The organism is Mycobacterium sp. IDUB_1, from assembly GCF_055419625.1.
In genome coordinates this window covers 626,044-639,367 of the sequence record NZ_JBVAYA010000002.1, presented here as the reverse complement: position 1 = coordinate 639,367, position 13,324 = coordinate 626,044, and the positions used below count along the sequence as shown (strand labels likewise).

Below are 13,324 nucleotides of genomic sequence, written 5' to 3'. Positions count from 1 at the left end.
GTCATCGGCCTGCCATCAGGGTGATCAGTTCGTAGGCGAGGTTGGCCGCCGCGACGGCGGTCACCTCGGCGTGATCGTAGGCCGGCGACACCTCGACGACGTCGCCGCCCACGATCGGCAGGTCCCGCATCGCTCGCAAGATCGCGACCAACTCCCTGCTGGTCATCCCGCCGATCTCGGGAGTGCCTGTGCCGGGGGCGAACGCGGGATCGAGGACGTCGATGTCGATGGACACGTACACCGGGTGATCGCCCACCCGCTCGAGGATCCGATCGATCGTGCCGTCGACGCCGATGCGATCGATGTCGCGGCAGTGCACCACGGTGAAGCCGAGTTCGGCGTCGTCGAGCAGATCGGCTCGGTCGTAGAGTGATCCGCGGATCCCGACATGCGCCGACCGGTCCTTGACCAGCAGACCCTGCTCGGCGGCCCGACGGAATGGCGTGCCGTGGGTGCAGGGTGCCCCGAAGTAGGTGTCCCACGTGTCGAGGTGGGCGTCGAAGTGCACGAGCGCAAGCGGTCCGTGCATCGCGTGCAGCGCCTGCAGTGCCGGTAGTGCGATCGTGTGATCGCCGCCGAGCAGCACCACCCGCTGACCGTCCTCGACGAGCAGATCGGTCACTCCGTCACGGATCTGGTCGACTGCGGTGGCGATGTCGAACGGGTTGGCGGCGATGTCGCCGGCGTCGATCACCTGGGCCGCGGTGAACGGCGCCACGTCGAGTGCCGGGTGGTAGGGCTTGAGCAACCGCGACGCCTGCCGGATCGCGGCAGGGCCGAATCGCGCCCCAGGCCGGTAGGTCACCCCGCTGTCGAACGGCACGCCCGCCACCGCGATGTCGTAGCGCGGCACCTCGTGGCGCTGCGGCAGCCGCGCGAACGTGCCCAGGCCCGCGTAACGGGGCACCTGCTGGGCGTCGACCTGGCCCACGGTGCCGTTGGCAGTGTGCACATGAGAGCCCTGTGCCATGACGTGTTCTCCCTTCCGCGTCCGTCTCACACCCGTGACCGTGTCGACCCGCCGTTGCAGGACAGCACCTGTCCGACGACGGCCGATACCTCGAAGTCGGCGAGCATCTCCACGGCCACCGCGATCTCGTCGGGAGTTCCTATGCGCCCCAAGGGGATTGCAGTGGCATATCGGGCGTGCACGGTGGCCAGGTCCACCCCCGCTGCGGCGGCGTCGACCTCCAGTTGCGGAGTGTCGGTGACACCGGGTGCGACGCCGTTGACGATGATGCCCTCCGGGGCCAGTTCACGGCCGAGGGTCTTCACCAGCGAGATCAGCCCCGCCTTGGACGCCGCGTACGCCGTCGCCTTGGGCCAGCCGGTGACACCCCATTCGCTGGTGATCACGACGATGCGGCCCTCGCCTCGGCGGCGCATGTGCGGTAACACCGCCTGGATCAGGAAGAAGGTGCCGCCGAGATTGGTGTCGACGACTTTCCACCAGTCCGCGTCATCGTGGTCGAGCAGCGGCGCCATCGTCATGTAGGCGTGATTGGCGACCAGCACGTCCAGTCGACCGGCGGTGTGGGCGACGGCATCAGCGATACGCACACATTCGGCCGGATCGGAGACGTCGCCGGTTACCGCGAATCCGCTGATGCTGTCGGCCAATTCGATGAGCTCGGGAGTCTCGCGCAGATCGTTGACCGCCACGGTGGCGCCGGCGGCTGCCAGTCGGCGGGCATGCGCGACACCCATGCCCTGCCCGGCGCCGGTGACCAGCGCGACGCGGCCCGTCAGAGAGGTCGTCATATCACCGCTCCCGAGTTCACGTTGACCACGTCACCGACGCTGAACCCCGCATCGCACACCAGGTACTCCACGCATCGGGCGACCTCACGCGGCAACGCCAGCCTGCGCAGCGGCAGTGTGCTGAGGTATTCGCTGGCACGCCAGGGGGAATCAGCCGCGAGCAGAGGTGTGTCGGTGGGTCCCGGAGCGACGGCGTTCACACGCACGCCCACCGGGGCCACCTCGGCGGCGAGGCTGCGCACCGCACCCAGCAGAGCTCCCTTGGCGGCGGCGTAGTGCGCATCGTGATCGCCGCCCCCGACCGCGAGTTCGCTCGCTATGGCCACCAACGAGCCCTGAGTCGCCTCCAGGTCCGGCAGACACGCCCGCGCGAGGTTCCCGAAGCCGCCCAGGTGCACCCGCAGCATCCGCCGCCATGCCGTCGCATCGATCTGGTCGACCGGTGCCATCGCGTAATGTCCGGCGACGCTGACGGCCGCGGTCACCGGCCCCAGCCGTGTGCGCACCTCGTCGATGGTCGACGCGAGCGCTGCGCTGTCGGACACATCGGCGCGCACCGCGAGGTCGACGCCGTCTGCGTCGACGAGATCGACTCCGGCGACGGCGAACCCGCGGGCCCGCAGCGCAGAGACGACCGCGGCACCGATGCCGCTGGCCGCCCCTGTGACGACCGCAGTGCGACGGTCACTCACTGCCGGAACCGCCGCGCCTCGTCGGCGCGCTCGTCGAGGGATTCGGCCTCCTCGACGACGCTGACGGCGACGATGCGGGACCGGACCGCGGCGAAGATCGCGGCACCGAGCAGCGCGAGTGCCAGCACTCCGATCCACACCGACCAGTCGAGGTATCGCTGTTCGTAGACCGCGCGGGGCCAGGAGATGTTGAGCATCTGCAACACCGCCCACACCACGGCGACCGCCGCCACGGGCAGCGCGAACCGGCCGAGCGAGAAGGACGGTGCGGTCCAGGTGCGGCGGATGAGCACGATCAGGAATCCGATCAGCGGGAACAGGAACGCCAGATAGAAGCCGCCGGTGGTGAAGTTGACCATCAGCGAGTAGATGTCGCCGGCGACGATCGACAGCCCGAACAGGGCACCGCCGACGACGGTGGTCACGGCGATGGCCGCCACGGGCATCCGGTTGGCCCCACCGAGGCGGGCCAGTACTCCGGATGCGGGCAGCGCGCCGTCGCGGGCGTAGGCCCAGATGACGCGCGACGCTGCGGTCTGCAAGGCCAGGAAGCTGGCGAGGAACCCGATGACGAACAGCACCTCCACCGGTTTCGCGATTCCGGCACCCAGCGCCGCGGTCAGGGTGTCGTACACCGGGTCGGCGACCGAACCGCTCGTCACCGCGTCGATGTCAGGGATGGCGAGGATTATCGCCAGGCTCGAGTAAGCGACGACGAGCGCGATGAACGTCAGCGAGAACAGGACCGCCTTGGGCAGATCCCGGCGGGGCTCGTGCACCTCCTCGGCGATGGCGCCCGCACTCTCGAAACCGACGAACGAGAATCCGATGAACGCGACGGCGATCAGAAACGGCCCCGACAGGTAGGACCAGGTGTCGACGCCGCTGCCGCCGCCGTCGAAGAGCACCGAGACTGAGTTGTTGCGATGGAACAGCAGCAGCCAGGTACCCAACCCGATCGAGCCGAGCACCTCGGCGACGATGCTCGCGGTCATGAACAGTTTCAGTGCGCCGCGACCGATCAGGTTGATCAGCGTTCCGCACAGCAGGATCACCAGCGCGATGACCGCTCGCAGACCGCCCGAAGGAGCGCTGACCCCGGCGATGTCGGCGATGAACCCCGCCGCCCCCAACGCCACGGTCGCCATCGCGATCACCAGGGTCCACATGTAGAACCACCCGGCGAACCAGCCGTACCCGGTGCCCAACAGCCGGCGCGACCACTGGTAGATCGAGCCCTCCAGCGGCCAGCGGGACACCAGGGTGGCGAACACGAACGCCACCAGCAACTGGCCGCCGAACACCAGCAGGAAGCCCCACCAGAAGCTGGGACCCGCGGCGGTCAGGGCCAGCCCGAAGATGCCGTAGAGGGCCACGATCGGGGAGATGAAGGCGAACGCGAAGGCGAACGCCGACCAGAGCGAGAACTCGCGCCGCAGGGCGTAGGGCGAGTCGACGCTGTCGAGCGATGACGACATGAGTGCTCCCATTCGGTCCGGGTTGGGAGAACTATCGGTCCGCGTTGTCGTGATCACCGCCCGAAGCGCGGAAAACGCTGCGATCGCACCCCACACGGGGTGCGGCATTGGACGATCGCACAACGGCGCGCAGCGACGATGTGACCACGGCGTTACGCTCGGCCCATGACCGACCCGCCGGCCCCGGGCGCGGTGGCACCGACGGTGCGCGACCTGCTGGCCGGATCGCCGTTGGGTCTGATCGAGCCGCCGGGCGAACCACAGGACATGGACCGGCCGATCAGCTGGGTGCACACGACCGAGATCCGGGACCCGGCCCGCTATCTCCAGGGCGGGGAATTGGTGTGCACCGTGGGTCTGTCGCTGCACACGCCGCAGGACTGCCACGTCTTCGCCGACGCGCTGGCCCGCTGCGGCGCTGCAGGGGTGTGCTTCGGCACCGGTGACGGGCACGACGTCGTCCCGGCCGAGCTCCTGGACAGGTGCCGAGCGCACGGCCTGCCGGTGGTGATCGCGCCGCGGGACGTCCCCTTCGAGACCGTCAGCCGCTTCGTGGCCGACTACCGGCTCGGCGCCGAACTCGCCGTCGCCCGCGCGACCACCGCTCTGGTGCCCGAGATGATGGCGGCGCTGCGGCGGCGCGATCCGGTCCGCCTGCTGCTCGACCGGGCTGGGGAACTGCTGGGCTGTTACTTGATTCTCGACGAGCAGCAGAGCCGCCCGCCGTCCGACGACGACCACACCGAGGTCACGGTCACCATCGGTGACCTGGGTGCACTGGTGTGGATAGGTCGCGGCGCGCCGCCCGACCCCTCACTGCTGGAGACCATCGGCCGTTTCGTGCAAGCGGCACAGAGCGAGCACGACATCGAGGCCGCCCTCGCCCGGGAGCGCGTCGGCCAGCTGCTCTCCCTCGTCGAACGGCGGATGCTGCTGCCCGACGCGCTGCATCAACTCCTGCGCTGGCCCACCACACCGTCGGCGACGGTGCGGGTGTCCGCATGGCCCGGTGGAGCCGGCGCCCTGCTGTCCCTGGCCTTCCCCGACGCCCTGGTCGGCGACGCCTCCGATGTGTGTCTGGTGCTCAGTGAGGCCGGGGTGGACGACACTATCGCCGAGACACTGTCGCTGCCCTCGGGCCATTCGGCGGAGGTACCGATCACCGAGCTGGGCCCGGCGATCGCCCAGTCTCGTATTGCGCTGGGCCTGGCCCATCAGCACGGCGGCAGCATCGGGCCCGATCAGCTCAGCACGCTCACGAGCCTGATCGAGCAGCTGCCGAAGGCGCAGCTGACTCCGTTCGTGGCCCAGCTGATCGAGCCGCTGCATCGGCTCGACCGCGAGCGTGCCACCCAGCACGTGCGCACCCTGCGCACGTTCCTGGCAGCCAACGGTTCGCTGTCCGAGACGGCTCGCACACTGTTCCTGCACACCAACACCGTGCGCCACCGGCTGGCGCGGATCCGCGAGATCACCGGCCGCGATCCACTCAGCTTCGACGACCAGACCGCGTTCGCGATCGGACTGCGCGCTTTCGACCGCTCCCCCGGCGGCGCCCGGCGCGATCACGGTCAGTGATGCGTGATGGGGAACAGCGGCGGGTTGAGGCGGGCGAAACCCTCCTGGCGGTAGTAGGGAAAGTGGGGGTAGGGCGGTTCCCGTCCGCTGACGGCATCGAGGCGCGCGATCTGGTCGGGGGTGAGCGCCCAACCGACAGCTCCGAGATTCTCCTCGAGCTGGCGGGCATCGCGGGCGCCGACGATCACCGATGCCACCGTCGGACGGCGCAGCAGCCAGTTCAGCGCAATCTGTGGAATGGTTTTGCCTGTCTCGCAAGCGATCTCGTCGAGGACGTCGACGACGTCGTACAGCAACTCTTCATCGACCGGCGGGCCGGCAGCTGCGGTCTCGTGGAGGCGACTCTGGGTCGGCACCGGCGAGTCTCGGCGAATCCGCCCGGTCAGCCGCCCCCACCCGAGCGGGCTCCAGACCAGGGCGCCAACGCCCTGATCGACGCCCAGCGGCATCAAGTCCCATTCGTAGTCACGCCCGATCAGCGAGTAGTAGACCTGGTGGGCGATGTGGCGTGGCGTGTGCGCCGCGTCCGCCGCCGACAGCGCCTTCATCAGTTGCCAGCCCGCGAAGTTGGAGACTCCGCTGTACCGGATCTTGCCCTGTCGGGTCAGGACATCCAGGGTGTCCACGACTTCCTCGACGGGGGCGTGGGCGTCGAAACCGTGCAACTGGAACAGGTCGATGCGGTCGGTGTCGAGGCGATGCAACGCCTGCTCCACGGCCGTGATCAATCGCGTTCGTGATGTTCCGGCATCTGCCGGGCCGTCTCCCATCGGCAGTGCCGCCTTGGTCGAGATCAGCACATCGTCGCGCCGACCCTTCACTGCCTGCCCGAGGATCTCCTCGGATCTACCGGCCGAGTAGACGTCCGCGGTGTCGAACACCGTGATTCCGGCGTCCAGGCACCGGTCGACCAGCCGTCGCGCCTCGCCCACGTCGGTGCTGCCCCAGGCGCTGAAGAACTCACCGCCTCCGAAAGTGGCTGCGCCGAAAGCGAGTTCGGACACCACCAGGCCGGAGTTGCCCACACGTCGGTACTCCATACCGCCTCCTTAATGGCACGAATTTCCTTTTAAGGAAGCTATCAGATGTTCATTCTTAAAGCGACGCTTGTCCCGTTAACATGATCGAATGGCGACACACCGACCCGGAGGCAGAACCGCGCAGGTGCGCGAGGCCGTTCTCGAGGCGACGGCCGACCTCCTCGTGGACGGCGGCCTGGAGGGTGTCGACCTCAGCGAGATCGCCCGTCGCTCAGGGGTCAGCAAGTCGACGCTCTACCGGCGGTGGGGCACGGTGTCAGCGCTCGTGGCCGACCTGCTCGTCGACATGGCCGACACGTCGTCGCCGCGGCCGACGACCGGGAGCCTGCCCGGAGACCTGCTCGCCATCGCCCTGCTGATCCAGCGCACCCTCGCGGACCCTCGACAGGGGCGCCTCTTCGCCGCGATCATCGCCGCCGCGACGTGCAACCGCGATACCGCAGACGCTCTCGCACGGTTTTACCGGACCCGTACCGACGAGTTCGCCCCTGCGATCTCCGAGGGAATTGCCAAGGGGGAAGGGCCCTCTGGAACGGACCCCGCAGACGTCATCCGCCATCTGTCCGCGCCGCTCTACTACCGGATGCTGACGGGCAGCGGGGCACCCGACGCCGAGGACGCCGAGCGCACGACACGGGCAACACTGGCCGCGCTCACCGCGGGGGTGTTCATCCGCGACACCGAAGGAACCACCGCGTGACGCGTCAGCCGTGCAGTAGAGCCGCCAGATCAGGCAGCCACGCCCGATCGGCCGGCACCCAGCGCAGGCCGTCGATGTCCGCGGCGACGACCCAGCGCAGCGCCCGATGGTCGTGCGGATGCAGCATCCCACCGGTGCGGGTCACCAGATACGCCCGCAGCGTCGCCGTCTCACTCAACGCGACATCCGCCCCGAGGCGTGCACCGACAGTGACCTCGATCCCCAACTCCTCCAACAACTCTCGCTGCAACGCCTCAGCGTCTCTCTCCCCCGTACCCACTTTTCCGCCGGGCAGCTCCCAGCACCCCGCCAGCTCGGGCGGACGGGCCCGCTGCGCCACGAGCAGCCTGCCCTGCTCGATCAGCGCGCCGGCGACGACAACCAGGGTGGACATTGCCGCAGACGGTATACCGTCGAACCCATGGCCGTGTTATCAGACGACGATGTCGATGCTGTCCTGCCCCAACTCGACGGCTGGGAGCGCTCCGACGGCGCCCTGCGCCGCAGCGTGGATTTCCCCGCTTTCCTCGACGGCATCGAGGCGGTACGGCGGGTGGCTCAGCGCGCAGAGGCGGCCGACCATCATCCTGACATCGATATCCGTTGGCGCACAGTAACTTTCGCGCTGGTCACCCATTCCGAGGGCGGTATCACGGACAAGGACGTGGCGATGGCCCGCGAGATCGACGGCCTCCTCGGCTAGCGATCCACCCCAGCGTCGTCAACGTCGCGACGATGTAGATCAGCCCGGCCCACGCCAGGTACCAGGGCCGGGAGATCTGCCAGATGGTCGGCTGAGCGAAGCTGAGCAGCCACGGCACCCCGATCAGCGTCAGCGCCAGCCACCCCCACCCCAGGATCCGCGCGCCGAGTTCTGCGCGCAGCGGGCCGTGCAGCAGCCAGATCATCAGCGGGATCAGCCACACCCAGTGGTGCGTCCACGAGATCGGCGACAGCAACAGTCCGAACAGCGACACGATGACGATCGCGCCGAGCCGGTCGGCCGCGCCGCCGATCGCGCGCCACGCCAGCACGGCCAGGACGGCCGTCACGGCGATCCCGGCCGCGACGGCGGGGCCGTAACCGGCGTCGTGGCCGAGAATGCGCGAGACGCCGCCGCGCCAGGACTGGTTGAACGATGTGCCGACCGGGCCGACACGCCCGGCGTCGCCGAGCAGGTCGGTGAAGTAGAACCGGGCCTGCTGGCCGATCACGAGCATCGACACACCGATCGTCGCGAAGAACACGACGGCGGAGAACGCCACCGCCGCCCAGCGGCGTGCGCCGGCGAAGTACAGACCCGAGACGGCCGGGGTCAGCTTGATGCCCGCGGCGAGTCCCACCAGCAGCCCCGACATCCACCAGCGTCTGCTGCGCACCGCGAGCAGGATGGCCAGCACCAGAACGACGTTGACCTGGCCGTAATCGAAGGTGCTGCGCAGCGGTTCGGTCCAGATGCCGACCGCGGTCCACAGCATGGCGACACGCCGGTCACCGCCCGCTGCGGTGTCGGTCAGCAGGTCCTGGCTGACCCGCACGACACCGTAGAGCGCGGCCATGATCCCGAGCGACCACAGGAAGGCCACCACCGGAAACGGCAGCAGGTGCAGCGGATAGAACACCACCGCGGCGAACGGCGGGTAGGTGAACGGCAGCGGGAAGTCCGGGGTCTGGTCGGCGTAGACGTAGTCGTAGAGGGTGCCGGGCCGGTCCAGCGCGGCCGCGCCGCCGACGTAGACGTGCAGGTCGACGAAATTCGCGCCGTTGGGTAGCAAATAGGTCCATGCCAGCCGGGCGCCGATGCTCAGGATCAGCAGCACGGGGGCCGCGGCAGACAGCCGGGCTGCCCACCGTGAGCCCGCTGCCGCCTCGATGGTGTCGATGGCTCCGACTCTATCGATCGGTCACCATCTGCCTTCACGTCCGTAACGGTTGAATAAATGCCACTCATGTCACTTGAGTAACTCTAGTAACAGGCTAGCTTCGGGTTCAGGCGTGCCACTACATCGATTGGGAGTTCTCATGCACCGCACCCGGAAACTGTTCGCCACCACAATGATTGCTGCGGCAGGAGCGGTGACGGCTGCTGTTGCCCTCAGCGCAGGAGCAGCCGCTCAACCGGCCCCGGCCCCCGCTCCGGCGCCGGCCCCGGCCGTGCCCGGCCTGCCGTTCCTGCAGCAACTCGCCGCCAACCCGGCGGCTGCGACGCAGCTCATGCAGGGTTTCGCCAACCTGATGGGCGGCGCCCCCGCCGCCGCGTCCGCGACGACGAGCGCCGCCACCGCACCGCTGGCCCCCGCCCCGGGAGCCACTGCGTCGCTGACTCTGCCGCCGAGCGTCAACGCCCTGCCCGGCGCCGTCGCCGCGCTGCCGGAGACGCTGCCCGCGGCCATGCCGACGGTGACGGCCACCCCCGGCACCGTGCCGGCCGGCAACACCACCACCGTCCCGCCGGTCAACACGCCGGCCGCCGCTTCGCCGCTGTCGGGTCTGACCGATGTCCTCGGCGCGCCCGGCAGCCTGGCCTCACTGCTGCCCGGCGGGTCCCCGCTGTCGAGCCTGCTGCCGACCGGCGCCACTGCGGCGACGCCCGCCGCTGCGACGACACCGGCCGTGCCTGCGGCGCCGGCAGCTCCCGTCGCGGCTCCGCTTCTCTCGGCCCTGCCCTGATTCAGCTCGCCCGATAACCGCCCATCCGACACGAGGGGAACCATGTCAACGATCAGGACGATGCTCACCACCGCCTTGGCGGTGAGTTCATCGACCGCGTTGCTGGCGGTCGGCGTGACCGGCGTCGCTCACGCCGATCCGGTGGCGCCGCTGCCGATCGACGGACTCACCGCACCGGGCCTGCCCGCGGTGCAGAGCCTCGGGCCGGTCATCCAGCAGGCCGCGGCGGATCCGTCGAATGCGGCGTCGATGCTGATGGCCGCCGCGGCGGTGTTCGCCGGCGACGCCGCGGCCCCGGCGCCGTCGCGGGACGTGGCGTCGGCGGTCAACCAGTTCGTGCAACCCGTCGCGCACGTTCCTGCGGCGGGGGCGGTGCCCGGCGCGGAGGCTCACCTCCCGGCGGGCGTGAACCCGGAGTTCGCGGTGGGTCCGGCTCCGGATGCTGCGCCGGAGGTGGCGCACATGGTGACGCCGCAGGCGGCGCTGCCGGGGCCTGACCCGGCGGCCGCCGTGCCCGCACCGGCTCCCGATCCGGCGGCCGCCGTGCCGGCACCGGCTCCCGATCCGGCGGCCCCGCCGGCACCGGCCCCCGATCCGGCGGCCCCGGCCGCCACGCCGGTCGCCGCGACGACGCCCGGCGGGGGCGCGTTGGGGCCGAATACCCCGGTGACGCAGGACTTCCTGTATCCCTCGATCAGCAACGGCTGCCTGGCTGACGGCGGCAACGTGCTCGCGACGGCCATCTCGGTGGCAGGCCCGGCCGCGATCCCGCTACCCGGACCTGGCCCCGGCCAGACGGCGTACGTGTTCACCGCGATCGGCACGCCCGGTCCTGCGGCCGAGCAGAAGCTTCCGCTGAACGCCACGTGGGTCAACCTCACCACGGGCAAGTCGGGCAGCGTGACGCTGAAGCCCCGGCCGGACATGAACCCCCAGGGGCCGACGACGCTGACGGCCATCGCCGACACCGGCTCCGGCAGCATCATGTCGACGATCTTCGGTCAGGTCACCACGACCGAGAAGCAGTGCCAGTTCATGCCGACGATCGGCTCCACGGTCGTCCCCTGAACTGGCTCCCCCTCGCCGCGGAATAGCATTCCTGGTCGTCAATGGCGACGATCAACAGCCAGGAATGCTATTCCGCGGTTTCGGGTCAGTAGGCCATGAACAGAATGGCGTCGCGGTCGTAGTCGCGGCCGGGGTGCACCTCGGACAGATGCGCCTTGGCCTTCTCGACCAGATCGTCCTCGTCCTTGCCCTGAATGGCCTCGCCGCACGGGCAGCTCAAGTGAGTCTTCATGACATCACAATGGCACACATGGACACCTACGAGGTGATGCGTTCGACGGGGGCGGTCCGGCAGTTCACCGGTGACCCGCTGCCCGACGAGACGCTGTACCGCATCCTCGACCACGCACGGTTCGCGCCGACGGGCGGCAACCGCCAAGGGGTGAGGGTGATCGTGGTGCGCGAGTTCGATACGCGCGCGGCGTTGGCGACCCTGAGCGAGACCGGCGCGCGCCGCTACAGAGCCCAGTCCGCGAACGGCGAAGGTCCGTGGAATCCGTTGCAGCCCATGCGCGCGACCCTTGAGCAGGTGGCAGCCACCGAGGTGCCTGCCGCGATGACAGCGCCGCTGCACACCGCGGCGGTGGTACTGGTGGTCTGTGTCGATCTCGGCGTGGTGGCCGCGACGGATCAAGACCTCGACCGCATCGGCGTGATCGCCGGCGCGTCGGTGTACCCGTTCGTGTGGAACGTGCTGCTGGCCGCCCGTAACGAGGGCTTCGGCGGTGTACTGACGACAATGGCGGTTGCCGAGGAGCCGCGGGTCAAGCAATTGCTCGGCATTCCCGACGACTATGCGCTGGCCGCTGTCGTTCCGCTCGGTCGACCGCAACGGCAGGTCCGCACGCTCACCCGCAAGCCGGTCGCGCAATTCGTGACGTCGGAGCGCTTCGACGGCGTGCCCTTCTCGAACGATGGCGCACCCGTGAGACCGTGAAGAGATGGCAGTGACGCTGGGGTACGCGACGGCCGGAGGGCCGGCGGCGGACCTCGCGGACCAGCTCGCCGAACTCGCCGCCGCGGGCGTCGACTCACGGCGCATCTTCACGGATCGGGCAGCCGGTTCGGCGGAGAAGATGCGGCCAGGATTGATCGCGCTACTCAGTTATGCCCGCCCGGGAGATGCGGTCGTGGTCGTGAGCCTGGACCGTCTGGGGCGCTCGTCGGCCGAGGTGGCGCACATCGTGGCGGACCTGACAGGCCGCGCAATCACGCTGCGCTGCTTGGCGAGCGGCCTCGACACCGCGAGCGCGGCGGGTCGAGCAGTGGCCGAGGTCCTGATTGAGCTCGCGGCGCTGGACACCGCGTTCGAAAGTGAGCTCAGGTCGTAGCTTTGGCCGCCTTGGCCCTCGCTTTCATCTCCTTCTTGTACGAGCGCACCTTCTGCAGCGAGCCCGCGTCTTTCACATCGGCCACCGACATGTGGGCACCGGCCTTACCGTAGTCACCGGCCGCGGCGCGCCAGCCCGACGGCGTGACGCCGTACTGCTTGCCGAGCAGCGCGAGAAAGATCTTGGCCTTTTGCTCGCCGAAGCCGGGCAGCGCCTTGAGACGACGCAGCACGGTCGCGCCGTCGGCGCCGTCGGACCACAGGGCCGTCACGTCACCGCCGTACTCGTCGACGACCGTCTGCGCCAGCGCCTGCACGCGCTTGGCCATCGAACCCGGAAAGCGATGAACCGCAGGGGTTTGCGCGCACAGCGCGGCGAACTCCTCGGGGTCGAAGTCGGCGATGGTCGCGGCGTCGAAGCCGCCGATGCGGTCGGCGATCTTCTTCGGCCCGGCGAACGCCACCTCCATGGCGATCTGCTGATCGAGCAGCATGCCGACCAGCAGCGCGAAGGGGCTCTCGTCGAGCAGAGCGTCGGCGTCTGCGTCCTGCGCCAAGCAGAGATTCACAGTCATGCCAGCAGCTTAGGCGGCCCCGACCTCGGCGATGAGCCCCAGCACGACATGCCTCACTCAATCGGCTGCGAGATAGCCAGAGGCGAAACTATTCTTCATGTCTGCACCTAGGGGGAATGACGACATGATGAAACGCGTTGCGGCCACGTTTTTCGCGGCGACAGCCGCCGCGCTGGCACTCGCCGGAACCGCCCAAGCCATCCCGGATCAGGGCACGCCGGCTTTCGACGCCTACCTGCAAGGCCTGCAGCGCAACGGCTACAACCTCAACCCCGACACCGCGTGGCGGGTCGCGCATCAGGCGTGCATCGGCGGCATCCCCGGCTACATCGGCCTCGAGCTGGCGGCCCAGGGCGTCATCGGCCCCGGCGCGCAGGAGCGCGTGTTCGACGTCGCCCGCAAGTACGCGTGCCCGGTGCAGTGACGCGCGCT

General features: G+C 69.3%; 17 protein-coding genes. 8 read left to right on the top strand and 9 right to left on the bottom strand.

Going from position 1 to position 13,324, the window contains the following annotated elements:
- Position 1: 1 nt before the first annotated feature.
- From speB to ACZYYX_RS16110, 4 genes are read right to left on the bottom strand one after another with little or no spacing between them, the layout of a single operon-like run.
- The gene (gene speB, locus ACZYYX_RS16125; RefSeq protein ID WP_463815536.1) at positions 2-970 is read right to left on the bottom strand and encodes an agmatinase; all 969 of its coding nucleotides are present in this window, start codon (positions 968-970) and stop codon (positions 2-4) included.
- A 26-nt stretch (positions 971-996) separates the two neighbouring features.
- On the bottom strand, positions 997-1,761 hold the full coding sequence (locus tag ACZYYX_RS16120) for an SDR family NAD(P)-dependent oxidoreductase (RefSeq protein WP_463815535.1): 765 nt from the start codon (positions 1,759-1,761) through the stop codon (positions 997-999).
- The gene (locus tag ACZYYX_RS16115) at positions 1,758-2,453 is read right to left on the bottom strand and encodes an SDR family NAD(P)-dependent oxidoreductase (protein WP_463815534.1); all 696 of its coding nucleotides are present in this window, start codon (positions 2,451-2,453) and stop codon (positions 1,758-1,760) included. Before ACZYYX_RS16115 ends, ACZYYX_RS16120 begins: the two co-directional genes overlap by 4 nt.
- The gene (locus ACZYYX_RS16110) at positions 2,450-3,931 is read right to left on the bottom strand and encodes an APC family permease (protein WP_463815533.1); all 1,482 of its coding nucleotides are present in this window, start codon (positions 3,929-3,931) and stop codon (positions 2,450-2,452) included. The genes ACZYYX_RS16115 and ACZYYX_RS16110 overlap by 4 nt, the downstream gene beginning before the upstream one ends.
- A 165-nt stretch (positions 3,932-4,096) precedes the next feature.
- Between ACZYYX_RS16110 and ACZYYX_RS16105 the strand changes: the two genes are divergently transcribed.
- Positions 4,097-5,509: a PucR family transcriptional regulator gene (locus ACZYYX_RS16105; protein ID WP_463815532.1), complete on the top strand. Its 1,413-nt coding sequence runs from the start codon at positions 4,097-4,099 to the stop codon at positions 5,507-5,509.
- Here the strand turns inward: ACZYYX_RS16105 and ACZYYX_RS16100 are convergent.
- Positions 5,503-6,549 (bottom strand): aldo/keto reductase, encoded by a 1,047-nt coding sequence (locus ACZYYX_RS16100; RefSeq protein ID WP_463815531.1) that lies wholly within the window; start codon positions 6,547-6,549, stop codon positions 5,503-5,505. The two genes, ACZYYX_RS16105 and ACZYYX_RS16100, sit on opposite strands and share 7 nt — an antisense overlap.
- A gap of 88 nt (positions 6,550-6,637) precedes the next feature.
- Here ACZYYX_RS16100 and ACZYYX_RS16095 point away from each other — a divergent pair, with 88 nt between their 5' ends.
- Positions 6,638-7,249: a TetR/AcrR family transcriptional regulator gene (locus ACZYYX_RS16095; protein ID WP_463815530.1), complete on the top strand. Its 612-nt coding sequence runs from the start codon at positions 6,638-6,640 to the stop codon at positions 7,247-7,249.
- A 4-nt stretch (positions 7,250-7,253) separates the two neighbouring features.
- Here the strand turns inward: ACZYYX_RS16095 and ACZYYX_RS16090 are convergent, their stop codons facing one another.
- Positions 7,254-7,643 (bottom strand): (deoxy)nucleoside triphosphate pyrophosphohydrolase, encoded by a 390-nt coding sequence (locus ACZYYX_RS16090; protein WP_463815528.1) that lies wholly within the window; start codon positions 7,641-7,643, stop codon positions 7,254-7,256.
- A gap of 27 nt (positions 7,644-7,670) precedes the next feature.
- Between ACZYYX_RS16090 and ACZYYX_RS16085 the strand changes: the two genes are divergently transcribed.
- Positions 7,671-7,952 (top strand): 4a-hydroxytetrahydrobiopterin dehydratase, encoded by a 282-nt coding sequence (locus ACZYYX_RS16085; RefSeq protein ID WP_463815527.1) that lies wholly within the window; start codon positions 7,671-7,673, stop codon positions 7,950-7,952.
- Here ACZYYX_RS16085 and ACZYYX_RS16080 read toward each other — a convergent pair.
- Positions 7,900-9,150 (bottom strand): mannosyltransferase, encoded by a 1,251-nt coding sequence (locus tag ACZYYX_RS16080; RefSeq protein ID WP_463815823.1) that lies wholly within the window; start codon positions 9,148-9,150, stop codon positions 7,900-7,902. The two genes, ACZYYX_RS16085 and ACZYYX_RS16080, sit on opposite strands and share 53 nt — an antisense overlap.
- Before the next feature lie 121 nt (positions 9,151-9,271).
- Between ACZYYX_RS16080 and ACZYYX_RS16075 the strand changes: the two genes are divergently transcribed.
- On the top strand, positions 9,272-9,919 hold the full coding sequence (locus ACZYYX_RS16075; protein WP_463815526.1) for a hypothetical protein: 648 nt from the start codon (positions 9,272-9,274) through the stop codon (positions 9,917-9,919).
- Positions 9,920-9,961: 42 nt separating this feature from the next.
- Positions 9,962-10,987: an Rv1157c family protein gene (locus ACZYYX_RS16070; protein ID WP_463815525.1), complete on the top strand. Its 1,026-nt coding sequence runs from the start codon at positions 9,962-9,964 to the stop codon at positions 10,985-10,987.
- 85 nt (positions 10,988-11,072) lie between these two features.
- Here the strand turns inward: ACZYYX_RS16070 and ACZYYX_RS16065 are convergent, their stop codons facing one another.
- Entirely contained in the window at positions 11,073-11,219 is a 147-nt protein-coding gene (locus ACZYYX_RS16065) for a DUF1059 domain-containing protein (RefSeq protein ID WP_241207105.1), read from the bottom strand.
- A gap of 18 nt (positions 11,220-11,237) precedes the next feature.
- On the opposite strand from ACZYYX_RS16065, the gene ACZYYX_RS16060 reads away from it, so the two are divergent.
- Together ACZYYX_RS16060 and ACZYYX_RS16055 are read left to right on the top strand one after the other, a co-directional pair.
- Complete coding sequence (locus ACZYYX_RS16060) at positions 11,238-11,924, top strand: nitroreductase family protein (protein ID WP_463815524.1); 687 nt, start codon at positions 11,238-11,240, stop codon at positions 11,922-11,924.
- Positions 11,925-11,928: 4 nt separating this feature from the next.
- Positions 11,929-12,318: a recombinase family protein gene (locus tag ACZYYX_RS16055; RefSeq protein ID WP_463815523.1), complete on the top strand. Its 390-nt coding sequence runs from the start codon at positions 11,929-11,931 to the stop codon at positions 12,316-12,318.
- On the opposite strand, the gene ACZYYX_RS16050 is transcribed toward ACZYYX_RS16055, so the two are convergent.
- Entirely contained in the window at positions 12,308-12,892 is a 585-nt protein-coding gene (locus tag ACZYYX_RS16050) for an HhH-GPD-type base excision DNA repair protein (RefSeq protein ID WP_463815522.1), read from the bottom strand. The genes ACZYYX_RS16055 and ACZYYX_RS16050 overlap by 11 nt on opposite strands.
- A gap of 127 nt (positions 12,893-13,019) precedes the next feature.
- Between ACZYYX_RS16050 and ACZYYX_RS16045 the strand changes: the two genes are divergently transcribed.
- Positions 13,020-13,316 (top strand): DUF732 domain-containing protein, encoded by a 297-nt coding sequence (locus tag ACZYYX_RS16045; protein WP_463815822.1) that lies wholly within the window; start codon positions 13,020-13,022, stop codon positions 13,314-13,316.
- Positions 13,317-13,324 lie beyond the last annotated feature (8 nt).